Origin of the sequence: Nonomuraea sp. NPDC001636 (assembly GCF_040298265.1) — a bacterium.
Classification (GTDB): domain Bacteria; phylum Actinomycetota; class Actinomycetes; order Streptosporangiales; family Streptosporangiaceae; genus Nonomuraea.
Genome location: NZ_JBEOZT010000021.1, coordinates 191,085 through 214,142 on the forward strand (window position 1 = coordinate 191,085; position 23,058 = coordinate 214,142).

Annotated in this window: 15 protein-coding genes; 6 read left to right on the top strand and 9 right to left on the bottom strand. The window is 73.1% G+C overall.

Annotation, left to right across the window (positions count from 1 at the left end):
* Positions 1-15 precede the first annotated feature (15 nt).
* The 5 genes from ABT158_RS33510 to ABT158_RS33530 are packed head-to-tail and all read right to left on the bottom strand — an operon-like array spanning position 16 to position 9,530.
* The gene (locus ABT158_RS33510; RefSeq protein WP_352360355.1) at positions 16-3,111 is read right to left on the bottom strand and encodes a DUF5722 domain-containing protein; all 3,096 of its coding nucleotides are present in this window, start codon (positions 3,109-3,111) and stop codon (positions 16-18) included.
* 11 nt (positions 3,112-3,122) lie between these two features.
* Positions 3,123-4,565, bottom strand: coding sequence for an ABC transporter substrate-binding protein (locus tag ABT158_RS33515; RefSeq protein WP_352360357.1), 1,443 nt, complete (start codon positions 4,563-4,565; stop codon positions 3,123-3,125).
* Between the two features lie 50 nt (positions 4,566-4,615).
* Complete coding sequence (locus ABT158_RS33520; RefSeq protein WP_352360359.1) at positions 4,616-5,440, bottom strand: carbohydrate ABC transporter permease; 825 nt, start codon at positions 5,438-5,440, stop codon at positions 4,616-4,618.
* On the bottom strand, positions 5,437-6,327 hold the full coding sequence (locus ABT158_RS33525; protein ID WP_352360361.1) for a carbohydrate ABC transporter permease: 891 nt from the start codon (positions 6,325-6,327) through the stop codon (positions 5,437-5,439). Before ABT158_RS33525 ends, ABT158_RS33520 begins: the two co-directional genes overlap by 4 nt.
* A gap of 5 nt (positions 6,328-6,332) precedes the next feature.
* Positions 6,333-9,530, bottom strand: a complete 3,198-nt coding sequence (locus ABT158_RS33530; protein ID WP_352360363.1) for a family 78 glycoside hydrolase catalytic domain — start codon at positions 9,528-9,530, stop codon at positions 6,333-6,335.
* Positions 9,531-9,698: 168 nt separating this feature from the next.
* Here ABT158_RS33530 and ABT158_RS33535 point away from each other — a divergent pair, with 168 nt between their 5' ends.
* Both ABT158_RS33535 and ABT158_RS33540 read left to right on the top strand, forming a co-directional pair.
* Positions 9,699-10,736 (top strand): LacI family DNA-binding transcriptional regulator, encoded by a 1,038-nt coding sequence (locus ABT158_RS33535; protein ID WP_352360365.1) that lies wholly within the window; start codon positions 9,699-9,701, stop codon positions 10,734-10,736.
* A gap of 89 nt (positions 10,737-10,825) precedes the next feature.
* Complete coding sequence (locus ABT158_RS33540; protein ID WP_352360367.1) at positions 10,826-12,388, top strand: DUF5722 domain-containing protein; 1,563 nt, start codon at positions 10,826-10,828, stop codon at positions 12,386-12,388.
* A gap of 49 nt (positions 12,389-12,437) precedes the next feature.
* On the opposite strand, the gene ABT158_RS33545 is transcribed toward ABT158_RS33540, so the two are convergent.
* The 3 genes from ABT158_RS33545 to ABT158_RS33555 form a co-directional block, all read right to left on the bottom strand.
* Positions 12,438-16,892, bottom strand: coding sequence for a ThuA domain-containing protein (locus ABT158_RS33545; protein WP_352360369.1), 4,455 nt, complete (start codon positions 16,890-16,892; stop codon positions 12,438-12,440).
* 209 nt (positions 16,893-17,101) lie between these two features.
* Positions 17,102-18,289 (bottom strand): ROK family transcriptional regulator, encoded by a 1,188-nt coding sequence (locus ABT158_RS33550; RefSeq protein ID WP_352360371.1) that lies wholly within the window; start codon positions 18,287-18,289, stop codon positions 17,102-17,104.
* A 113-nt stretch (positions 18,290-18,402) separates the two neighbouring features.
* Positions 18,403-19,548, bottom strand: coding sequence for a sensor histidine kinase (locus ABT158_RS33555; RefSeq protein WP_352360373.1), 1,146 nt, complete (start codon positions 19,546-19,548; stop codon positions 18,403-18,405).
* A gap of 103 nt (positions 19,549-19,651) precedes the next feature.
* Here ABT158_RS33555 and ABT158_RS33560 point away from each other — a divergent pair, with 103 nt between their 5' ends.
* The 4 genes from ABT158_RS33560 to ABT158_RS33575 are packed head-to-tail and all read left to right on the top strand — an operon-like array spanning position 19,652 to position 22,313.
* Complete coding sequence (locus ABT158_RS33560; protein ID WP_352360375.1) at positions 19,652-20,194, top strand: helix-turn-helix domain-containing protein; 543 nt, start codon at positions 19,652-19,654, stop codon at positions 20,192-20,194.
* Between the two features lie 3 nt (positions 20,195-20,197).
* Positions 20,198-20,572 (top strand): hypothetical protein, encoded by a 375-nt coding sequence (locus ABT158_RS33565; RefSeq protein WP_352360377.1) that lies wholly within the window; start codon positions 20,198-20,200, stop codon positions 20,570-20,572.
* The gene (locus ABT158_RS33570; protein WP_352360379.1) at positions 20,569-21,519 is read left to right on the top strand and encodes an ABC transporter ATP-binding protein; all 951 of its coding nucleotides are present in this window, start codon (positions 20,569-20,571) and stop codon (positions 21,517-21,519) included. The genes ABT158_RS33565 and ABT158_RS33570 overlap by 4 nt, the downstream gene beginning before the upstream one ends.
* On the top strand, positions 21,516-22,313 hold the full coding sequence (locus ABT158_RS33575; RefSeq protein ID WP_352360380.1) for an ABC transporter permease: 798 nt from the start codon (positions 21,516-21,518) through the stop codon (positions 22,311-22,313). Before ABT158_RS33570 ends, ABT158_RS33575 begins: the two co-directional genes overlap by 4 nt.
* A gap of 261 nt (positions 22,314-22,574) precedes the next feature.
* On the opposite strand, the gene ABT158_RS33580 is transcribed toward ABT158_RS33575, so the two are convergent.
* A partial coding sequence (locus tag ABT158_RS33580; protein WP_352360381.1) for a hypothetical protein occupies positions 22,575-23,058 on the bottom strand: 484 nt, incomplete at its 5' end.

The window sequence follows — 23,058 nt, forward strand, 5'->3', positions numbered from 1 at the left end:
TCAGGAGATGCTGCGTCAGGAGATGCTGCGTCCCTCCACCGCGTCGAGCACCAGGGGGCTGGGGCCGGGGTCGCCGCGCACGCCGAAGCCGTAGCGGTAACCTGCCCTGACCTCCGGGTCCGACAACGCCGGCAGGTGTTCCAGGGTGGCCGCGGTCACCAGCTCCCAGCCGGAGCCGGTGTCGGCGTACATGGCGGCCCGCTCCCCCACCAGCGACAGCGCGAAGCGGCCGCCGTCGGGGACGGTGACGCCCTGCTTGACGCCGAAGACCGCGATCCCGCCCGGCACCTGCGGGCCGCGCACCTCGAACCCGGCGAACCTGTGGCTGTTGACGTAGAACGCCGCCACGTCCGTGCTGCCGTCCTTGACCAGGCCCGTGTAGACGGTGTCCATGTCGGTGGAGTCGCCCTGGAATTTCCTGATCGTGATCGCCGTGGCGAACGCCGGGTTGCGCGGCGAGACGCCCGACGACATCAGCCCGAACCAGGACGCCGACGGGTGCCCGGCCGACAGCGCGCCGCCCGCGTACGTCACCTGCGGCAGCTCCTTGTCCTCCGGCTTGACCCGGTGGACCTGGTAGTCGCCGGCCCGGTCGAAGCCGTCGGCCAGCTCCTGGTTGGCGAAGGCGTCGGGGGCGGGCGGCACGTACGCGGCCTGCGGCGGCAGCCGGAACGTCACCCGGTCCGTGTGCCCGAGGTAGGAGGCGCACACGACCGGATACTCCTGGTCGGCGGGCGCGTACGCGGTCAGCGTGGTCTCCGTCGTGCGGCTCGCGCCCGTGCGCAGGCCGGTCACCGGCAGCGCGGGCGGATCGACGGCCACGCCGTCGCAGGCGGACAGGGTGACCCGGCCGGCCATCGGCAGCACGTCCCGGTTGGTGACGGTGAAGGTGACCTTGGAGCCGAGCCGGCCGCGCTCGGCGGTGGACGCGCTCACCTCGACGTTGCGCCGGGCGAGGCCGGGCAGCGCCGCCGCGGCCAGGCTCAGCCGGTCGAGGTCGTACGAGCCCGCCCAGTCGGAGCCGGCCGAGCCGCGTACCCACACCTTGACCCGGGAGATCGCGGCGCGCGGGGCCCAGCGGGACAGGTCCAGCGTGAGCCGGTTCCAGCCGAGCTCGGGATCGACCGTGCCGGCGCCCTCCGCGACCGCGCCGCCGCGCCCGTAGACGCGGACCTTGGCGGTGAAGACGTTGCCCGGCTTGAAGCCGTCGTCGGCCTCGGGCGGCACCCGGACCGACACCGAGAGCGACGGCGTGCGCGAGGCGTCGAGCGGCTTGCCGAACAGCACGTCGGCGCCCTTGTACGACTTGGCGTAGCGCGACCAGCCGGGCAGGTCGCGGTCGAAGCGCACGCGCAGCGCGTGCCCGCCGTCCACGGCCACCCGCTCCACGGCGGCGGCGTTGTCCGAGGGCCGCCAGCCGTCGGCGCCGGTCTCGAAGCCGGAGATCACCCGCTCGGCCACCGGCCTGGCGTCGAGCTGGGTGCCCACCGCGGCGGGCGGCTTCCTGACGGCCAGCTCGGCCGGGTCGAAGCCGGGGATGACGTCCTTCCAGTCGGAGATGCCGATGATCTTCTTGGCGAACTCGGTCACCTCCAGCGACCGGTCGGTGTCGATGGCGGCGAAGACCTCGTGCAGGGGCTTGCGCTCCCCGGCGTTGGAGGGCGCGCTGTGCTCCTCGTCCCAGGTCCACAGGCCGAGCCGCAGGCCGCCCTCCTGCTTGTGGTCGACGTGCCGGTGCAGGATGAAGGAGTCGATGCCGTCGGCGAAGGCGATCTTGTAGTAGGCGTAGGCGTAGGCCGCGGCCTGCAGCTCCAGCTCCTTGGCGGAGTAGTCCTGGGAGTTCAGGCCCTGTTCGGAGAGGATCACCCGCCGCCGTTGCCCGTGGTAGGTGAGGTCGTCCTGGGCGAGGTAGCGCGGCAGCAGCTCGATGTTCTTGAACGTGATCCGCAGGGTGTCGAAGCTGTCCGTGGCCGTCTTGTCGTTCCAGAACGCCGGGTTGAACAGGTTCTCCGGGTAGGGGTGGTAGGCGATGTTCCAGTCGAAGTCGCCCTGGCGCTTGGTCAGGGCGTTGAGCCCGTCCACCACGTCGCGGCCCTTGTAGGTGTACTTCGGGTCGTCGTTGGCCGCGCCCGTCCAGAAGTGCGTCAGCGAGGTGTAGACGCGGGCGGCGGCGTCGGCCTTGCGCACGGCCTGCCAGGTCAGCCGCATGGCGCGGGCGTACTGGTCGAGGAAGACGTCGCGGTCCTGGCGGCCCATGTTGTACCAGAACTGCTGGGCGTCGATCTCGTTGCCGACGATCCAGCCCCACGCCCGGCCGTACCGGCCGTCGGGCTGGCTGTAGCGCTGGGCGAAGAACTCCATCGCGGCGGTGAAGTGCGCCTCGCCCTCGGCCGTCTTGGTGTTGAACGCGTACACCGTGCCCTTGCCCAGCTCGGCGTCGGGGTGGATGAGCGTGCGCGCGGCGGAGTTGGGCGCGCCGCTGTTGTAGACCAGCACGATCATGTTGACCAGGACGCCGTTGTCCGACAGCGGCTTGACCTGGGCGTCGAGCCCGGCGACGGCGCCGCGGTCGAAGTAGTACGTCTTGCCCTGCGAGACGAACTCGATGGTGTTGCCAGGGGCGCCCGGCCCGGCCGTCATGACCGAGTCGAGGGCCAGGTTGATGCCGGCGTGCTGGACGCCGATCTCCTCGGCGTCGTCAGTCATCTGCACCTGCAACCCCTTTTTGCCCGACATTTCGGGATAAGGGGTTTGGTTGGCCGACGTGAAGCTCAGCTTGTCGGCGTAGTGCACCTCTCCCAGCGGGCCGTCCGCGCCCACCGCGAGGAACTTGTCGTAGAGCCGGTCCTGGTCACCGTCCATCCGGGGCACCTCGACGCGGAACGGGCCCGCCTCGACGGACGCGACCGGCCGCTCGCCCTCGGGCGAGTCCTGCCAGGTGTCCAGCGCGTACAGCTCGGCCGGGCCGGGGGCGAGGCCGGTGACGGTGATCGTGTCCCCGCCGACCTCGACGCCGCTCACCCCGCCGGCCTCCGCCGCGCGCGCGGGCAGGGCCTGCGCCGGCAGGGCCAGCATCGGGACGGCCAGCGCCAGGGCGATCAACAACCGCATGTCATCTCCTCCTACTTGGCCCAGTCCTCGTCGCCCCAGGCGTTCTTCTTGATCCCGGCCTCGATGCCGCGCTTCCACCACTTGTCCAGGTCGGCCAGCTCCTCCTCCAGGGAGCGCCGGCCGAGCAGATAGCCGTCGAAGACGTCGCGGAAGGAGGTGCCCTCCGGGCCGCCCGGCAGGGCCACCACCCGGAACGGCTTGCCCCACTCGCCCTCCAGCAGCCCGGCGGTCTCGGCCGACGGCTCGACGCCCTCGACGGCGGGCAGGCCGCCGGTCGCGTCCAGCCAGGGCTTGATCGCCGGGGAGCTCATGTACTGCAGGAACTTGACCGCCGCCGCGTACTTCTCGCCCTTGACGGTGGAGGGGATCATGTAGCTGGTGCCGCCGATCGAGGCGCCGTAGCGGGCCGGGGCCTCCGACGACAGCGGCGTGCTGGCCTTGGTGATGGTCGGGAACGGCATCGTGCCGAGGGCGAACTTGGCGTCCGCCTTCAGCGCCTCGACGGCGAAGTCGGTGCCCCACGACATGGCGGCCTTGCCCGAGACGAAGTCGCGGTAGCCCACGGTCGCGCCGCCGTCGGCGACGCCCGTCCAGTTGGGCGTGCCGCAGTCGAAGAACTCCTTGTAGATCTTCAGGGACTCGGCGACCTCGGGCGTCCTGGTGGTGAGCGTGCCCTCCTTGATGACCCTGCTCATCGACTTCTCGGTCACCGTCGGCGCCTTGCCCGGCTTGCCGGTGGCGTCGAAGAGGTTCCAGTCGTCGTGGTACTTGTCGATGAGCTGGGTGCTGACCGCCTCCCACGTCCAGCCGGCGGCCAGGCCGCCCTTGTCGAGGGCGACGGGGTCGAAGCCGGCCGCCTTGAGCTTCCCGCAGGCGCTCCTGAAGTCCTCCCAGGTGGCGGGGGGCTGGTCGATGCCCGCCTTGGCGAAGGCGTCCTTGTTGTAGAACAGGCCGATGGCGACCAGGTTGAAGGGGACGTACTCCAGCTTGCCGCTCTCCTTGCTCAGCGCCTTGGAGACGGCGGGGCCGTAGTACTCCTTCCTGAACACGTCGATCCAGCGCTGGTTGCCCGGCACGTACGGGTTGGGCTTCTGCAGCTCGGCGTCGAGCGCGTGCACCTCGTGGGCCTTGTGCGGCGGCTGGTTGAAGACCAGTTCGGGCGCGGTGCCGGCGGCGAGCTGGGTGGTGATCGTCTGCATGAAGCCGTCGAGGGGCAGCACCTGCGTCCTGACCTCGATGCCGGGCTCGCGCTTCTCGAAGGCGTCGACCAGCGCCTCCCAGGCCGGTCCGAAGCTGCTGCCGCTGGCGTTCCACTGGTTGGGGCCGGCCAGCGTGATCGTCACCTTGCCGCCGCCGTCCTGGGCGGACGTGCCGCCGGTGCCGAGCAGGCCGCAGCCTGTCAGCGCGAGCAGCGCGGCCAGCGCCGCGAGCCCGCTCTTGGGGGGTGTCCTCATGGGGGTACGGGTCCTTTCCTTATTGATACGTTTCAATCGCGGGCGCCGGCTCACTTGCCGGACACGATGCCGCCCTGGATGCCCGCCAGGAACCACTTGGACAGGAACGTGAACAGCACCACCAGCGGCAGGCTGGCCAGGACGTAGCCGGCGAACAGCGGGCCCCACTGCTGCGCGTTCTGGTTGGCGAAGAAGGCCAGCCCCGCGGGGATCGTCCGGTAGGCGTCGGTCTGCACGGTGAGCAGCGGCCAGAAGTAGTCGTTCCACACGCCCAGCACCGTCATCAGCGCCACCGTGCCGATGACCGGCCGGGCCAGCGGCAGCATGAACGCCAGGAACAGCCGGACGCCGCCCGCCCCGTCCACCCGCGCCGCCTCGAAGATCTCCTCGGGGATCTGCGCCATGTACGTGCGCATGACGACGATCCCGAAGACCGTGTTCGCGGTGACGTGCGGGATGATCAGCACCAGCCGGCTGTCCAGGATGCCGAGGTCGCGCATCAGCACGAACAGCGGGATCAGGCTGGTGATCGAGGGCACCATGAGCAGCGCCGCGACCAGCCCGAACAGCGCGTTGCGCCCAGGGAAGCGGTAGCGGGCGAACACGAACGCCGCCGCCGGGGCCAGCAGCATCGTGCCGGCGATGGCCAGCGCCGCCACCACGAACGAGGTGAACAGGTACGGGCTGACCTGCTCCCAGGCCGCCGCGTAGTTGTCCAGGTGCACCGGCCAGGCCGGCGACCAGTAGCTGCCGAAGAACTGCTCGTTGTCCTTGACCGAGGCGGCCAGCATGAACAGGTAAGGGAACAGCCCGGCGAAGGCCAGCACCGCCAGCACGCCGCCGGCCACCAGGTCGGTCCTGCGGGTCCGGCTCACGATCCCGACCTCCTGCCGAGCGCCAGCGCGCCCAGGCTCACCCCGAGCGTCAGCGCGAACAGCACGGTGCCGAGCGCGGCCGCGTACCCCCAGCTCGTGTCCACGAAGGCGGCGTCGAGCATGCGCAGCACGGGCACCTGGGTGGCGTTGTCGGGGCCGCCCTTGGTCATGATGTGGGCCTGCATGCCGTACTGGAGCACCGAGATCACCGCCAGCACCAGCAGCAGCTTGACGTCGCGGAACATCATCGGCAGGTCGATGCTCCAGAAGCGGCGCAGCCGGCCGGCGCCGTCCACCTCGGCGGCCTGGTAGATCTCGGCCGGCACGTTCTGCAGCGCCGACAGGAAGACCAGGAACGGCAGGCTGGCCACCCACGGGAAGCCGATCGTCATCAGCGCGGCGAGCGCCGTGGCCGGGTCGCCGATCCAGTTGCCCGCCAGCCCGTCCAGGCCGAGCGCGCGCAGCAGGCTGTTGACGACGCCGTCGCGCGGGTCGTACATGAACTGCCACAGCAGCACGTTGACCACGGCCGGGAAGGCCAGCGGCAGGATGAGCAGGGTGCGGAAGACGAACCGCAGCCGCTCGCTGGACAGCGACATCACCAGCTCGGCGGCCAGCAGCGGGAACACCCACATGAGCGTGACGGCCCAGACGAAGATGATCCCGGCGTTGCGGAAGGAGGCCCACCACAGGTCGTCGCCGAGCATCGTGAGGTAGTTGTCCAGGCCGACGAACGGCGAGCCGAAGCCCGGCCGCCACTCGTACAGCGAGTGCAGCATGCCGTTGAGCGCCGGGTAGTAGGCGAACGCCGCGAGCAGGGCGAAGGTGGGCAGGAGGACGAGGTAGACGCCCCACGGGATCCGGCGGCGCGCTTTTGTGCTGGTCACGATCGTCAATGCCTCTCAGCGGTGGTGCGGAACGCGTACGAGCCCGAGCCGACCCGGTAGACCGCGGCCCCGTCGTCGAGGCGGTCGAAGGTCACGCCCGCCGCCTCGGCCGCCGGCCGGCCGCCCTCGGTCACCCGCTCCGGCGGCGCGGGCACGTGCACCTCGGCGCGGGTGTTGGGCGGCACGACGACGTCCAGGGCGAGGCCGCCGTCCGTCAGCCGCCAGGAGATCTCCACCTGGCCGTGCCGGGTGCGGTGGGCGGTCCGCGCCCAGCCGATCCCGCCGCCGGGGCGGGGGCGCACGACGATGTCGGCGTAGCCGGGCGAGCCGGGGGCCAGGCCGCCGACCGTCCGGTACATCCAGTCGCCGACGGCGCCGTAGGCGTAGTGGTTGAAGGAGTTCATGCCGGGGTCCTGCAGCCCGCGGTGGTGGCTCCAGGAGTCCCAGCGCTCCCACATGGTCGTCGCGTCGCCGTGCACGACCGGGTAGAGCCAGGACGGGAAGGTGTCCTGCGTCAGCAGCCGGTAGGCCACGTCCAGCCGTCCGGTCGCGGTGAGCACGTCCAGCAGGTACGGCGTGCCGAGGAACCCGGTCGACAGGTGGCCGCCGCGCGCCTCGACGTCGCCGGCCAGCCGGGCCGCGGCCCTGGGCAGCTCGTGCTCCTCCAGCAGCCCGGCGGTGACGGCCAGCACGTACGCGGTCTGCGTGCCGCTCGCCACCACGCCGGGGCCCTCGACGAAGGCCGCGCGGAAGGCCCGGCGCACCCGTTCGTACAGCTCCAGGCAGGAGCGCTCGTCGGCGTCGCGGCCGAGCGCGGCGGCCAGCCCGGCCAGCTGCCGGGCCGACAGCGCGAAGATCGCCGTGCCGACGAGCCGCTTGGGGGTCTCGGCGCCGATCGACAGCCAGTCGCCGAACCCCTCGTCGGGGAAGATCCCGTTCTCGGAGCGCCGGTCCAGGTAGGCCAGCCAGCGCAGCATCGGCTCGAAGCAGGCGGCGACCACGCGGGCGTCGCCGCGCAGCCGGTGCAGCGCCCACGGCAGCATGACCAGCGCGTCGCCCCAGCCGGGCGAGCCGGCCTCCTTGGGGTTGGGCGACAGGCCGCGGCCGGACAGCACGTCGGGCACCACGTGCGTGACCGCGCCGTCGTCGCCCTGGGCGTCGACCACGTCGGTCAGCCAGCTCCGCAGGAAGGCGGCGGCGTCGTAGTTGAACAGGGCGGTCGGGGCGAAGGCCCAGATGTCGCCGGTCCAGCCGAGCCGCTCGTCCCGCTGCGGGCAGTCGGTGGGGACGGCCAGGAAGTTGCCGCGCTGCCCCCACACGATGTTGCGCTGCAACCGGTCGAGCCGCTCGTCGGAGCAGGTGAACTCGCCGGCCGGTTCCATCGCGGCGTGGGCCACCCTGGCCGTGATCGACTCGGGGGCCGCGCGCAGGCCGGACACCTCGGCGTACCGGAAGCCGTGGAAGGTGAACCGCGGCTCGAACGTCTCGGCCTGCTCGCCGCGGGGCAGGAACTCGTCCGTGGCGCGGGCCGAGCGCAGGTTGGCCAGGTGCAGCCCGCCCTCGTGGTCGAGCACCTCGGCGTGCCGCAGCACCACCGGGCGGTCGCGGCCGGCGCGGCCGGTGAGCCGGACCCAGCCGACCAGGTTCTGGCCGAAGTCGGCGATCCACACGCCGGGCCGGTGCTCCCACACCCGCACCGGCTCCACCTCCTCGTGCACCCGGATCGGCGGCGCGACGGAGGCGGTCACCCGGCCGGCCGGCGGGCTCACCGGCACCGCGGGCGCCCAGCCGGAGTCGTCGAACCCGGCGGCCGTCCAGCCGAGCGGTTCTGCCGCCAGGTCCTGCCGCTCGCCGTTCTGCAGGTCGGCGTAGCGGATCGCGCCGGAGCCGGCGCGCCAGTCGGAGTCGGTGCGCAGCCGGGTGCGGGTGCCGTCCTCGTGCAGGATCTCCAGCTCGGCGCGGAAGGCCAGGCGGCGGCCGTACTGGAAGGAGCCGAACCAGCTGATGTTGCCGGCGTACCAGCCGTCGGCGAGGACCGCGCCGATCGTGTTGCGTCCCTCCGCCACCAGCGCCGTCACGTCGTAGGTCTGGTAGGTGACGCGGTGGCGGTAGTCGGTCCAGCCGGGGGCCAGGTGGTCGGCGCCGACCCGGGCGCCGTTGAGGTGGATCTCGTAGACGCCGAGCGCGGTGGCGTACAGCCTGGCCCGGCGCACCGGCGACGGCACGCCGAACTCGCGCCGCAGGTACGGGCTCGGCCGGTCGCCGACCGGTTCGCGGCCCAGCGGCGGGTCGCCGTGCAGCCCGACCTCCTCGGCCAGCCGCCAGCCGGAGTCGTCGAAGCCGGGCTGCTCGAAGCCCTCGCCCGGCCGGTCCTCGGCCCGCCACCGGCCGCCGGAGGTGACGGTCACCGTGCTCTCGCCCGCCACCGGGACGAGCTGCGGCAGCGCGGGCCGCCCCTCGACCACGACCTCCAGCCGCACGCACAGCCCCGGCCCGGCGGCCCTGATCGCGAGCACGTTCTCGCCCGAGGCCACCAGGTCGCCGGCGTCGGCCACGAACGCGCCCGCCCGCCGCTCCCCCGCGACCCGCACCCCGTTGACGTACGCCTCGACCGCCCCGGCCGACTCGGCCGCCTCGCCCGACGCGCTCCCGCCGCCGTCGCCGATCACCAGCCACGCCGACAGCGGCCTGGCCCCGCCCGGCACCGAGAACCGCGTCCGGAACGCCCCGGTCGGCGCCTCGGACGGGCCGAGCGGGCCGGCGACCCAGATGCGCGGCACGTTCTCCAGCGACGGCAGCCGCTCTGAGCCGGGCACCATGGGGGTGCCGATCCAGCCCGCCATCCAGCCGCCGGCCTCGCCGAGCCCGGTCTCGAACCAGTGCGCGGGGCTCCAGCCGGACCATGCGCCGTGCTCGTCGGCCACCTGGACCCGCCACTGGTAGCGCGTCCTCGGCCGCAGCGCGGCGCCGTCGTACGGGACGTCGAAGGTCGCCGCCGAGCTCACCACGCCGCTGTCCCAGACCGATTCGGCCCCCTCGGCGGCCGGATCGCCCTCCCGGGCCACGACCAGCCGGTACGCGCTCTGCGCCCGTCCACGCCCGGCCCCGGTGATCCGCCAGGAGAACTCCGGCGTGTCCACGTCGAGGCCGAGTGGTTCGGCCAGTCCTTCGACGCGCAGGTCGGTCACGGCGAGATGCGACAAGGGAGCTCCCGGCTAGTTGAAACATTTCAAGCAATGCGCACCGTAGGCACCGCGAGGTACATCCGTCAATGCCCTGGTTCCAGTTGTGCAGCGCAGGGTCGTTTGGCTGAAACATTTCAACCAGTAGACTGGCCGTCTCTGCCAGGTGACCAGAAGGGCTGTCCACCGGTGACCGACATCCACAAGCCGGCCGAGCGCCGCCGGCTCAGCATGGTCGACGTCGCGGCCCATGCCGGCGTGTCCGTGGGAACGGTCTCCAACGTGCTCAACCGGCCCGAGCTGGTGGCCGAGCGCACGCTGCGCCGGGTGCGCGCCTCCATCAAGGCGCTCGGCTTCGTGCCCAGCGCGCCGGCCCGGCAGCTGCGCGGCGGCTCCGGCCGCTCGGTGGGCGTGATGGTGCGCGACATCGGCAACCCGTTCTTCAGCGAGGTGCTGCCGGGCATCGAGACCCGGCTGTCGCAGGAGCAGCTGCTCCTGGTGCTGTGCAGCTCCGGCGACTCGGCCGAGAAGGAGGCCCACTACCTGCAGATCCTGGAGCAGCACCGGGTGCCCGGCATCCTCATCACGCCCGCCGGGCCCGACATCTCCCACCTGGTGGAGCTGCGCCGGCGCGGCATCGGCATGGTGCTGCTCGACCGGCCGGGCGCCGACGCCCAGCTCTGCGCGGTGGCGGTCGACAACGTCCGGGGCGGCGAGCTGGCCGGCGCCCACCTGCTCGCGCTCGGCCACCGGCGCATCGCCTTCCTCAACGGGCCGCCGATCGTGCGCCAGTGCGCCGATCGCCGCGAGGGGCTGGCCAGGGCGGTGCGGGCCGCCGGGCTCGACCCCGACGAGGTGATCACCGAGGTCACGCTGCCCGCGCTGACGCCGCGCGAGGGCGAGGCGGCGCTGGAGCGGCTGCCCGCGCGCAAGGGCCCGACGGCGCTGTTCTGCGTCAACGACACGGTGGCGCTGGGCGCGCTGCGCGGGCTGGAGCGGCGCGGCGTGCGCGTCCCGCACGACATGGCGGTGCTGGGCTACGACGACGTCGAGTTCGCCGAGCTGCTGTCGCCGTCGCTGACCTCGGTCCGCCAGCCCAAGCACCAGCTCGGCCAGGCGGCCGCGGAGCTGCTGCTCACCGACGCCCGGGGCGATGTCAACCACTGGCACCAGGAGATCGTCTTCCAGCCGGAGCTCATGGTCAGGGCGTCGACCGTTCCTCAGTGACGTTTCAAGTCGGCCCGCCGCAGGAAATCGGGTCTTGCCTGGCCGCCTTCTGGGCCTCATTGTTGAGACGTTTAAATCCAGGAGGTCCCATGGGTTGGGTTGCCCGCATCGCCGCCGTCCTCTTCCTTCTCCTTCCGGCCGCTCCGGCCGCCGCCACCGGCACCGCCGCCGCCGCTCTGCCGTATCCGGTCAGGTCCGACTACCGCATCAAGGGCCTGCAACCGGACTTCTGGCCCGACAAGAACGAGATCGCCGGCAACAACGCCGGCGGCGTCGCCATGAACCTCATCTGGGCCGACTGGGAGCCCAGCGTGAAGACGCCGCCGTGCGCGGCGGGCGCGCAGGAGTTCGGCGGCCGCTGCTTCACCGTCGCCTCGGCCGTCGACGCCGCCATCAGGGACTGGACCGCCCGCGGTCTCGTCGTCACCGCCGTCGTCTACGGCACCCCGGCCTGGGCGCGCGGGGCCCGTCCCTGCACGCCCGCCGCCCCCGGGTTCGAGAAGTTCTGCGTCCCCGACGACCCCGCCGACTACGGGCGCTTCGCCGGCATGCTGGCCCAGCGCTACGACGGGCAGCACGGCAACGGCCGCATCGCCGACTTCGTCGTCATGAACGAGGTCAACAGCAACACCTGGTTCGACATCGGCTGCGGCCAGGGCACGGCCTGCGGCACGACCGCCTGGCTGGACGCGATCGCCGCGAACTACAACGCCGCCTACGACGCCGTCATGGCCCAGCAGCCCACCGCGAAGGTGCTCACCTCGCTCGACCACCACTTCGGCACCGCCTACGACCAGCCGGCCGCCTCCGAGGCGATGTTGTCGGGCATGACCGTGCTCAAGGGCCTGGCGGCGCGGGCCGGCAACCGGGCCTGGCGGGTCGCCTACCACCCCTACCCGCCGAACCTGCTGGCGCCGCAGTTCTCCGCCGACGACTTCCCGAAGGTCACCTACGGCAACATCGGCGTGCTGGTCGGCTGGCTGCGCCAGCAGTTCCCGGACACGCCCTCGGCCTGGCAGGTGCAGCTCACCGAGAGCGGCGTGAACTCGTTGTCGCCCTCGTCGGAGGCCGCGCAGGCGTCGCAGCTGTGCAACTCCTTCCGCAACGTCCTCGGCACGCCGGGCATCGAGAGCTACGTCTGGCACCGCATGAGCGACCATCCGGACGAGACGGCGGCCGGCCTCGGCGTGGGGCTGCGCCGTACCGACGGCTCGGCCAAACCGGCCTGGGCCACGTGGGCGCTGGCCAACCGCGACGACCTGTCGCCCCCGCAGTTGTCGTGCGGCTTCGAGCTGCTGCCCCACACCCAGCTGCGCCGCGGCTACCAGTCGAGCAAGGGGCACGTGGCCAGCTCCCGGCTGCTGCCGCCCGGCTTCACCCAGGAACGCGTGTGGAAGCTGCTGCGCAACCAGGCGGCCGGCACCGTCCCCCTGTACGAGTGCAAGGTCGGCGCGCACACCATGCTCACCCGCGACCCTGGCTGCGAGGGGCAGTTCCCGATGGGCCCGGTCGGGCACGTCTACACCAGCCAGGTGCCCGGATCGGTCGCGCTGCACCGGTGCCGGGCCGCGAGCGGCGACCACCTGGTCACGGACCAGGCGGGCTGCGAGGGCCTGATCCACGAGCAGGTCCTCGGCTACGCGCTGCCCTGACCCCGTCCCGGGCCGGTGACCGCCCGCGTGGCGGTCACCGGCCCGGCGGCTATCGGGCCCGCTTCGCCGGCGTCCTGGCCGCGGCGCGGACCAGGGTGAAGTCGTCGACGTCGAAGTTCGCGCCGGTGAACACCAGGTACAGCCGGGCCGTGCCGGAGGGCACGCCGGTCAGCGCCGTGGAGACGTCGGCGTAGGACTCCCAGCCGCCGGTGCCCGGCACGGTGACGGCGCCGAGCACCGGCCCGGACGGCGAGCCGGTGCGGATCTCGAAGCCGCCCGACGGCCCCGGCGAGGCCACCCGCGCCCGCAACGCGGTGACCCCGGTGAGGTCCACGTCGTAGGCCGCCCAGTCGCCCGGGTTGACGTAGCCCAGCACGGTGCCGCCGTGCGCGGGCGCGTGCGGGTAGGTGGCCACGCCCGACGCCTGCGCCCAGGTCTCGGCCTGGACGACGGAGTCCCCGGCGGGCGGGCCGAGCTCCTTGATCCGGATGTTGCGGAAGGACGCCTGGTCGGCGTCGCTGTGGTTCTGGATGCCGATGTGCCCGTTCTTCAGCGAGCGGGCCGGGTCGGTGTTGGTGAAGTCGTTGATCTGCACGCCGTTGAGGAACACCTGGAGGCGTTCGCCCTCGACCCGGATCTCGTAGGTGTTCCACTCCCCCGGCGGGTTCAGGGCGGCGTCGCGGGCGGCGATGTCGGCGGCCTTGAAGCCGTAGACCGAGCCGGTGGTCCGGTCCGGCGCGTCGGTGGCGTCGATCTGGATCTCGTAGCCATTGTTCACCGCCGAGGACGGGTCGGTCGAGGGCGGGAAGCCGACGAAGACGCCGGAGTTGTCGTCACCGGCCAGCTTCCAGTCCAGCTTGAGCGAGTAGGAGGTGGTGTACTCCTTGGCCTTGTACCACAGCAGGCCCATGCCGCCCTGCGAGGTCAGCGTGCCGCCGGCGTTGGCGAACCCGCCCGGCCCGGCCTGCTCCCAGCCGGTGGTCGAGCCGTTGTAGAGGGTGGTGTAGCCGGTCTCGGGGCGGCAGTCGGCCTTGGCCTGGCCGGTGGCGTAGGCCAGGCCGCCGCGCAGGTGCTGCCGGAAGGCGGGCTCGGCGAAGGACTCCGCGGTGTGCCCGCCGCCGGTGTAGAAGGAACGCCCCCCGTCGTACGGCTTGCACCAGGCGATCGGGTGGTCGGCGCCCATCGTGCCGCCCGAGTACGTCGACTCGTCCAGGGTGGCCAGCACGTGGGCGCCGGTCCTGGCGTTGGTCCGGTAGTCGTACCATTCGTCCGTCCGCGGCCAGGTGGCGTCGAGGTGGGCGGTGGCCGGGTGGGCGCGGTCCTCGACCTTGACCGTCGCCTTCTGCACCGCCGGGTGGGCGGCGAACCAGGCGCCGACGAGGCCGCCGTACCAGGGCCAGTCGTACTCGGTGTCGGCGGCCGCGTGGACGCCGGCGTAGCCGCCGCCCGCCTTGACGTACGACTCGAACGCGGCCTGCTGCGCGGCGTCGAGCACGTCACCGGTGGTGTTGAGGAAGACGACCGCCTTGTAGGCGGCCAGGTTCGCCGTGGTGAACGCGGCCGGGTCCTCGGTGGCGGTCACGCCGAACCCGAGATCCCTGATCGCCTGGACGCCCGCCGCGATCGAGTCGTGCCGGAACCCCGCCGTCCGGGAGAAGACCAGGACGGCGGGGCCGCCCGCGGCGGGGGTCGCGGTGGCGAACCTCTGGGCGGCGCCGCCGTCGCACGTCCTGACGACGAGCTGGGCCGGGTCCGTGGCGTCGAGGCACTTGCCGAGCGCCTTGAGCGCGCCGCCCTCGGCGGTCCACTTCTGCGCGCCCGTGCCGTTGCAGGTCCAGATCTGCACCTTGGTGCCGTCGGCGCCGCTCGCCCCGGCCACGTCGAGGCACTTGCCGAGCGCCTTGACGGTCTGGCCGTCGATGGCCCAGTTCTGGGCGTTCGTACCGTTGCAGGAGTAGAGCTGCACCTTGGTGCCGTCGGCGCTGTTGGCGCCCGCGACGTCCACGCACCTGCCGTCGGCGGCGCGGATCGGGCCGACCGCCATCGCCTCCTTGGCCAGGGTGAAGTCGTCGAGGTCGAACAGCGCCCCGGCGCCCCCGGTGAAGACCAGGTAGAGCGTGGTGGACGCGGCGGTCGCGCCGGTCAGCGGGGCCTGCACGTCGGTGAAGGTCTCCCAGCCGCCCGTCACCGGGACGGCCGCCTTGCCGAGCAGCGGCCCGGTGGGCGAGCCCGTCCGCACCTCGATGGAGCCGCCGACGCCGCCCGAGGAGACGCGCGCCCGGAACGTCCTGGCGTCGTCGAGCCGGTAGGGGGTGAAGGCGATCCAGTCGCCGTTGTGCACGTCGCCGACCGTCCTGCCGCCGTGCGCGGCCGCCTTGGAGATCTGCGAGACGCCGGACATCGTCGCGTAGTGCTCGGCCTGGCGGTGGCGTGGCTGCAGGACGTGCTGGGTGTGGGTGGTCAGGCCGCCCTTGTCGGTGTACTCGGCGTCGAAGACGGCGAAGATGTTGGCCGCGTCGTCGTGCTCGCCGTCGGCGGGGATCGTCAGCTCGCCCGCGCAGCCGTTCTTCGAGGTGATCTGGTGGCCGTGGCTGTCGTGGCCGAGCACGTACGTCATCTTCACCTGGGCGCAGTCGATCTGCGTGTCCTCGGGGTCGGTCACCCCGATCGTGAAGGGCACGGTGTCGCCCCAGGTGAACAGCGTCCCGGGGGCGGGCGTGCCGATGGTCACCGCGGGGGCGGTGTTGCCGGCCGTGATCACCACGCCGGCGCTGCCGGCGTTGCCCTGGGGGTCGCGCACGGTGAGCGTGGCGGTGAACTCGCCCTCGGTGGTGTAGGTCTTGGTGGGGTTCGGGGCGGTGGAGGTGGTGCCGTCGCCGAAGTTCCAGGCGTAGGTGAGCGCGCCGCCCTCGGGGTCGGCGGAGCCGGCGCTGGAGAAGGCGACGGTGAGCGGGAGTTTCCCGGACGTCCTGTCGGCCTTGGCGACCGCGACCGGCGAGCGGTTGCGGTCCTTGATGTACTCGACGCGGTAGAGGGCGGAGTTGGCGTCGCCGCCGAAGTAGCCCGAGCCGTAGTCGAGGACGTAGAGCGCGCCGTCGGGCCCGAAGGCCAGGTCCATGACCTGCGTGCCGGTCCAGGGGAAGGCGGCGATCTCGCCGCGCGTGCCGTCGGCGGCGACGTCGATCGCCTTGATCCACTTGCGGCCGAACTCGCCGGCGAAGAAGTGCCCGTCGAGGTCCTGGGGGAACTTGACGGCGGAGTTCAGCGCGGGGTCGTAGCGGTAGATCGGGCCGCCCATCGGCGACTCCGAGCCGCTGCCGAACTCCGGCGGCGAGCCGGCGTCGCCGCCGTACCTGATCCAGGCGGGCTTGGCGGGCGGGAGCTTGGCCAGGCCGGTGTTGCGCGGCGAGTCGTTGGCCGGGCCGCCCGCGGCGCAGTCGTACTTCTGGCCGGAGGGGCCCGAGGGGAAGGTGTAGTCGTTGTAGGTCTCGGTCAGGGTGTTGGTGCCGGTGCAGTACGGCCAGCCGTAGTTGCCGGGACCGGTGACGCGGTCGAACTCGACCTGCCCGGCGGGCCCGCGGGCCGGGTCGGTGCTGCCGGCGTCGGGGCCGTAGTCGCCGACGTAGACCACGCCGGTGGCCTTGTCCACGGTCATCCTGAACGGGTTGCGGAAGCCCATGGCGTAGATCTCGGGCCTGGTCCGCGCGGTGCCCGGCGGGAAGAGGTTGCCCGCGGGGATCGTGTAGGTGCCGTCCGCGGGGTTCACCTTGATGCGCAGGATCTTGCCGCGCAGGTCGTTGGTGTTGCCGGCGCTGCGCTGGGCGTCGTAGACGGGGTTGCGGTCGGGGCGCTCGTCGATGGGGGCGTAGCCGGCCGAGTCGAAGGGGTTGGAGTCGTCGCCGGTGGACAGGTAGAGGTTGCCCTGGGCGTCGAAGTCCATGTCGCCGCCGACGTGGCAGCACATGCCGCGGTCGGCGGCCACGTCGAGCACGGTCCGCTGGGAGGCCAGGTCGAGCGTCCAGTCGGGCTTGAGGGTGAACCGGGCCAGGCGGTTGACGCCCTGCCAGGCCGACCAGTCGGCGCCGGTCGCGGGCGCGTCGCCGGCCGGCGTGCTCAGGCGGGGGGCGTAGTAGAGGTAGATGGTCCTGTTGGCGGCGAAGCCGGGGTCCACGGCGACGCCCTGGAGGCCCTCCTCGTCGTGGGTGTAGACGGGCAGCGTGCCGGCCACGGTGGTCAGTCCCTGGGCGTCGGTGCGGCGCAGCGTCCCGTCGCGCGCGGTGTGCAGCACCGACAGGTCGGGCAGCACCGCCATGGTCATCGGCTCGCCCATCTCGGCGACGCCCTTGGCCAGCTCGACGCGCTGGTAGTCGGCGGGGTCGATGGCGGCGTGGGCACGGGCGGGCGGGGCGGCCACGGGGAGCACGACCGCGCTCGACATGGCCAGGAGGACGGCGCTGACCCGCGCCGTCCATCGGGAGGCACGGGTGGGCCTGCTGGGAGGCATCGCGGAGGTTCCCTTTCCGTGGGGGGTGGACCGGGAAGGAGGGTTCCATTGGCGGACGATCGAAGAACCTTCGTAGATCGCGACAGTAGATCTGACTTTTGATGATTGTCAACGAAAGTCTGTTAAGTCACAGACGAAACGGTTTCGGTCCGTGGCCGGAACGACGAAGCGCCCCGCCTGCGCGCAGGCGGGGCGCTTCGCGGACGAGGTCAGCCGGCCAGGGCGCTGTCGACCGCCTCCGGGGCCAGGACGTGCTCCAGCACCATGACGGCCGCCCCGATGACGCCCGCCCGGTCGCCCAGCTCGCTGACCTGGATGCGCAGGTGCTGGGTGGCCAGCGGCAGCGAGCGCTTGTAGATGGCCTCGCGCACGCCCGCGAGCAGGTGTTCGCCGGCGTCGGCCAGGTCGCCGCCGATCACGATCGCGGCCGGGTTGAAGAAGTTGACGATCGTGGCCAGCACGTCGCCGATCTCGCGCCCGGCCTGGCGGACGAGCTGGGCGGCGTCGCGGTTGCCGGCGCGCAGCAGCGCGACGACGTCCCGGCCGCCCGCGGCGGGCACGCCGGTCGCCGAGATGCGGGCGGCCAGCGCGGCCCCGCCGGCCAGGGCCTCCAGGCAGCCCACATTGCCGCAGTGGCACAGCACGCCGTCGTCGGCGGTGGCGACCCGGATGTGGCCGATGTCGCCGGCCGCGCCCTGGGCGCCCCGGTGGAGGCGGCCGTCGGAGATCACGCCGCAGCCGATGCCGGTGCCGATCTTGACGAAGACGAGCTGGCCGGTCGCCTGCCGCCCGGCGCGCTGCTCGCCGAGCGCCATGATGTTGACGTCGTTGTCCACGAAGACCGGCACGCCCAGCCGCTCCCCCAGCCACTCCGGCACCGGGAACCGGTCCCAGCCCGGCATGAGGGGCGGGTTGACCGGGCGCCCCGTCGGGTACTCGACCGGGCCCGGCAGGCCGATGCCCGCCCCGCACACGTCGGCCAGGTCGCGCCCGCTCTCGTCGAGCAGGTCGGTGAACGTGCGCGCGAGCCGCCCGAGCGTCGCCTCCGGGCCCTGGTCGATCGGCGCGTCGGCGGTGCGCTCGGCCAGCACCGTGCCGCCGAGGTCGGTGATCGCCACCCGCTCGTGCGTGACGCCCAGGTCGGCGGCCAGGACGAGCCGGGCGGTGCGGTTGAAGGCGAACATGGCCGCGGGCCGCCCGCCCGAGGAGATGGCCTCGTCGGCGGGCAGCACCCAGCGGTGACGGAGCAGCGCGTCGAGGCGCAGGGACACGGTGGACCGGGCCAGGCCGGTGAGCTGGACCAGCTCGGTCCGGGTGCGCGGCGGCCCGTCCCGCAGCAGGGAGAGCAGCGCGCCGGCCCCCGCCGTCGCGCCGTTGAGCGTGTCCAGAGTCAACACCAGCCTCTCCGCCGATGACGGCAGCCACTTCAGAGGAGCCCAAGTCTATCTTCGCCGACTGACGCACAACTTATGGCTGAGCATCGACATAAGCCCGTCGATCCCGTGGACGATCACGTCGCCAGCGGGAGCCTCAGGACGAAGCGGGCGCCGCCCGGGTGGTCGGCCACGAAGAGGTCGCCTCCGTAGGCGTGGGCGATCTCGCGGGCGATCGGCAGGCCGAAGCCGGAGCCGCCCGCGTCCAGCGAACGTGCCTGCTCCTGCCGGTACAGCCGGTGGAAGATGCGCTCCCGCTCCTCGGGCGGGATGCCGGGCCCGTCGTCGATGACCTCCAGGACGGCGTACGGGGGCGCGGCGGCGACCACGAACTCGATCCTGCTGGTGGTGTGGCGCTCGGCGTTGGCCACCAGGTTGGACAGCAGCCGGGCCAGCCGCACCCGCGAGGCCCGGACCACCACGTCCTGCTCCAGCCGGGTGAGGACGGACGCGCTCGGCGGATGCGCGTCCAGCTCCTCCACCACCAGGCGGCCCAGGTCGACGAGGTCGGCGCCGGGCGGCGGGGCGGTGTAGAGGCGGGCCAGGGCCAGCAGGTCGCCGACGATGTCGTTGAGCCGCTCGGCGTCCCGGTGCAGGCTGTGCAGGGTCCGGCGGAGGTCGGCGCCGGGGTCGGACAGGGCCTCCTCCAGCTCGGTCAGCAGGCCGGTGATCGGGTTGCGCAGGTCGTGGGCGGCGTCGAAGACGAACCGCTGCTGGTGCTCGATCGTCTCGTGCAGCATGGAGACCTTCTGCTGCTCCTGGCGGTATGCCTGGTGCAGCAGCGCGTCGGGCTGCGGGGAGCCGGGGACGCGGCCGCCGGGGCGGGCGGCGGGCCGGGGTTCGAGCGACCCGGTGACGTCCCCGAAGACGACGACGATCTCCGTCACCTCGCCCGACGGGCCGAGCACCGGGGCGTTCGCCAGCCGCCAGTGGCGCCGGCCGGGCGGATCCCAGTCGTCGCGCAGCAGCGGCACGACGTCGCCGGCGCCGGTGGCGGCCACCCGCTCCAGCGAGGCGCGCACCTTCGCCGCCCCCGGCCCGCTCAGGCCGCCCAGCGCCGGGGCCGGGCCGAGCAGGGCGCGGCCGACGACCTCCGCCCGGTCCTGGCCGGTCATCCGCAGGTAGGCGTCGTTGACGGCGAGCACGACCTGGCCCCGGGTGAGCAGCACGCAGGGACACGGCAGCGCCTCGAACGCCGCCTGGTATCCGACCGTCGCTCCCATCACCGGGTCCCCCTCAGCCGCCACATACCCCCATAAGGCCACTGACATGCGGAAATGCCATGCCCTTGTCATTCTCATTCTCGATAGTGATAACGTGTGGAGCGTGACGACCTCGACAGAGCGCTGGGCCGAGCTGGCGCTGCATCCCGTGCGCATCCGCATCCTGCGCGCCGTCGCCGGGGGCCGCCGTACGCCCTCCGACCTGGCGGGCCTGCTGCCCGACGTGCCGCAGGCGACGCTCTACCGGCAGATCGCGACGCTGGCCAAGGCCGGGATGCTGAAGGTGGTCGAGGAGCACAAGGTCGGCGGGGCGACCGAACGGGTCTACGCGGTGCCCGAGGGCGGCCTGACGCCGTCCCCCGAGGCGCTGGCCACGGCGTCGGCGGAGGACCACGCGCGGTGGTTCACCGCGTTCGCCGGCAGCCTGCTGTCGGAGTTCGCGCGCTACCTCGACCGGGACCGCGTCGATCTGGCCGCCGACGGCGCCGGATACCAGCAGGTGGTCCTGCACCTGGACGACGAGGAGTTCGTCGCCTTCGCCACGGGGTTCGCCGAACTGGTGCGCCCCCTGCTGGCGAAGGAGCCGGGACACGGGCGTACGCCGCGCTTGCTGGCGACCGTCCTGCTCCCCCTGAAGGAAGGCTGAACTGTGGCAACGGTATGGGTCGACGAGGGTCGGGTCACGATCGAATTCGGCCGCTGGGAGCGGTTTCTCACCGGTCACGGCCGGTACGCGTGCCCGCTCGCGTCCGTGCGGGAGGTGCGGGTCGCGGGCGAACCGCTGCGCGTCCCGCGCGGCGCGCGCAAGGGGCTGAGCGTGGCGGGCCACGTCAAGATCGGCGTGTGGGGCCTGTTCGGCGGGCGGCGGCAGCTCGTGTCGGTGACCGGTGACACGCCGGCGCTGCACCTGCTGCTCGACCGCGCCGCCTCCGGCGGCGAGTTCGACGAGGTGGTCGTCTCGGTCCCCGACGCCGGCCGGGCCGCCGCCGCGGTCCGGGCCGCGGTACGGGCGGTGGCCACGTGATCGCCGTCGAGGTCACCGGCCTGACCAAGCGGTACGGCGCGCTGACCGCCGTCGACGACCTCAGCTTCACGGTCCGGCCGGGGGCGGTCACCGCGTTCCTCGGCCTCAACGGCGCCGGGAAGACCACGACCATGCGCATGATGGTCGGCCACGTCACCCCCACCAGCGGCCGCGTGACGATCGGCGGCCGCCGCTACCGTGACCTGCCGCGCCCGACCACCGTGGTGGGCGCGACCTTCGACGCCGCCTCCTTCCACCCCCGTCATTCGGTCCGCGACCACCTGCGCGTCTACGCCGCGATGGGCGGCCACCCCGACCGCCGGGTCGGCGACCTGCTGGGGCTGGTGGGCCTGGCCGGAGCCGCCGGGCGGGCGACCGGCGCCCTGTCCACCGGGATGCGGCAGCGGCTCAACCTGGCCACCGCCCTGCTCGGCGCCCCCCGGGTGCTGCTGCTGGACGAGCCGGGCAACGGCCTGGACCCCGAGGGGGCGGCGTGGCTGCGCTCGTTCCTGCGGGAGATGGCCGCGCAGGGGCGGGCGGTGCTGATCTCCAGCCACGTGCTGGCCGAGGTGGAACAGGTCGCCGACGACGTGGTGGTCATCGGGCGGGGGCGGCTGCTGGCCGCCGGCCCGCTGCGCGAGCTGTGCGGCACCGAGCCGGACGTGCTGGTGCGCACCCCCGACGCCGCCGCCCTGCGCGCGGCGCTGGCCGCCGAGGCCGCGCAGGTGGACGTGGCCGGCCCGCACGACCTGCGGGTCCGCGGCCTCGATCCGGCGCGGGTCGCCGCGTTGGCCGCGGCCCGCGGGCTGCCGGTGCACGGCCTGACCACCGAACGCCCCACCCTGGAACGACTCTTCCTCGGCCTCACCGGCGAGACGGCGGGCGCGCGAGAACGGGCAGGCAGGGGCGGGGACGCGGCGGGCGCGGGCGGGGAGGTGGCGGCGTGAGCGGGTTCGTGCGGGCGGAGTTCCGGCGGCTGCTGGCCACCAGGATGTGGTGGGGCATGCCGCTGGCGGCCGTCCTGCTCGGGGGCGGTCTGATCGGGCTGCTGGCCCTGGTCGGGCCGGAGAACTTCGAGCCGCCGATGCCGGGGCTGGACACCGAGGCGGGGGTGCGGGCCGTCCTGGGGTTCCTCGGGTTCACCGCCTTCGTGCCGGCCGCCGTCGGGACGCTCGCCGTCACGTCGGAGTACCGGCACCGCACGGTGAACTTCACCTTCCTGTTCGCGCCGGACCGGTGGCGGGTGCTGGTGGCCAAGCTCGTCGCGTACGCCGTGGCGGGCCTGGCGTACGGGCTGGTGCTGGCCGGGACGGCCGGGGCGGCGCTGTTCGGCGTGGCCGCGGCCCGCGGCGTCGAGCTGGGCCTGCCCGCCGGGACGATCGTGGCGCTGCTGGCCCGGCTGGGGGTGGCGATGGCGGTCTACGTGGTGCTGGGCGTGGGCATGGGCGCGCTGATCCGCAACCAGGTCGCGGCGCTGTGCGTGGTCATCGGCTACCTGTACGGCGGCGAGCTGGCGCTGATCATGATCCCCGGCGTGCGGGAGTTGTACCCGTGGCTGCCCGGCGGCGCGACCTCGGCGCTGACCGACTTCACCGCCGTGGCCGACGCGCTGGCCGCCCAGCTGTCGAGCGAGCCGGTCCGGCTGCTGTCACCGGCCGCCGGGGCGCTGGTCCTGCTGGCGTACGCGGCGCTGGCGAGCGCGGCCGCCGTCCTGCGACCGCTCCGCCGGGACGTGGCCTGACCCGGCGCCGGCCCGGCCCGGCCTTACCAGTGACGGCCTTACCGCTGAAGGCCCGACCGGAGATGGCGTTCGTCCTCGGCCGCCGGTTACCGGACGGTCCCCGGCGCGTCCGTCGAGCTGCTGCCCGGGGCCGGGCACTCCCCCATGCTGGCGGACCCGGCCCGGATGACCGCCGCGCCCGGCGGGTGAGCCCCGGACGCGGGAACCGGGTGAGCCCCGGGCGCGGGGACCGGGGCCGGTCCGCGCGCCCGGGGCCGGGGATCAGAAGAAGCCGCCGAGGAAGTCGTCCAGGCCGCTCTGGTCGATCCATCGGGTGACCCGGGCGCCGGTCTCGGCGATCGTGCCCGTCCGGGTGTTCTCCGGCTCGATCTTCTCCGGCTTGAAGATCTGCTTCTCCGCCTGCCCGGAGCCCTGGGGCCTGGTCAGGCTGGGTGGCGGCGGCCCGTCCGGGTACATCTTGCCGTCGCGGTAGACGGTGTAGGACTGGGTCGGCTGCGTGGTGCCGTCGTTCCGGTAGATCTGGCTCGGTTTCGGCTGCGCCGGCTGCCTGGCGGCCTTCGGTGGCGACTGCCGTTGCACCGCCCGATGACTGGTCGGACGCTGTGCCGGGCGCCGCGCCGCCTGGGCGCGCCGGGCCTGGGCCGCCCGGTAGCGGTTGCGCGCCCGCGCCGCCTGCGTGGCCCGTCGCTTGGCCGCCGCCTCGGCGGCCTTCCTGCGTGCCTCCCTCTTGGCCGCCGCGGCGGCC

What these genes read in the sequence shown, in the direction of transcription:
- ABT158_RS33510 (WP_352360355.1), bottom strand. Translation starts at nt 3,111, where the DNA reads ATGCGGTTGTTGATCGCCCTGGCGCTGGCCGTCCCGATGCTGGCCCTG.
- ABT158_RS33515 (WP_352360357.1), bottom strand. Translation starts at nt 4,565, where the DNA reads ATGAGGACACCCCCCAAGAGCGGGCTCGCGGCGCTGGCCGCGCTGCTC.
- ABT158_RS33540 (WP_352360367.1), top strand. Translation starts at nt 10,826, where the DNA reads ATGGGTTGGGTTGCCCGCATCGCCGCCGTCCTCTTCCTTCTCCTTCCG.
- ABT158_RS33545 (WP_352360369.1), bottom strand. Translation starts at nt 16,892, where the DNA reads ATGCCTCCCAGCAGGCCCACCCGTGCCTCCCGATGGACGGCGCGGGTC.
- ABT158_RS33555 (WP_352360373.1), bottom strand. Translation starts at nt 19,548, where the DNA reads ATGGGAGCGACGGTCGGATACCAGGCGGCGTTCGAGGCGCTGCCGTGT.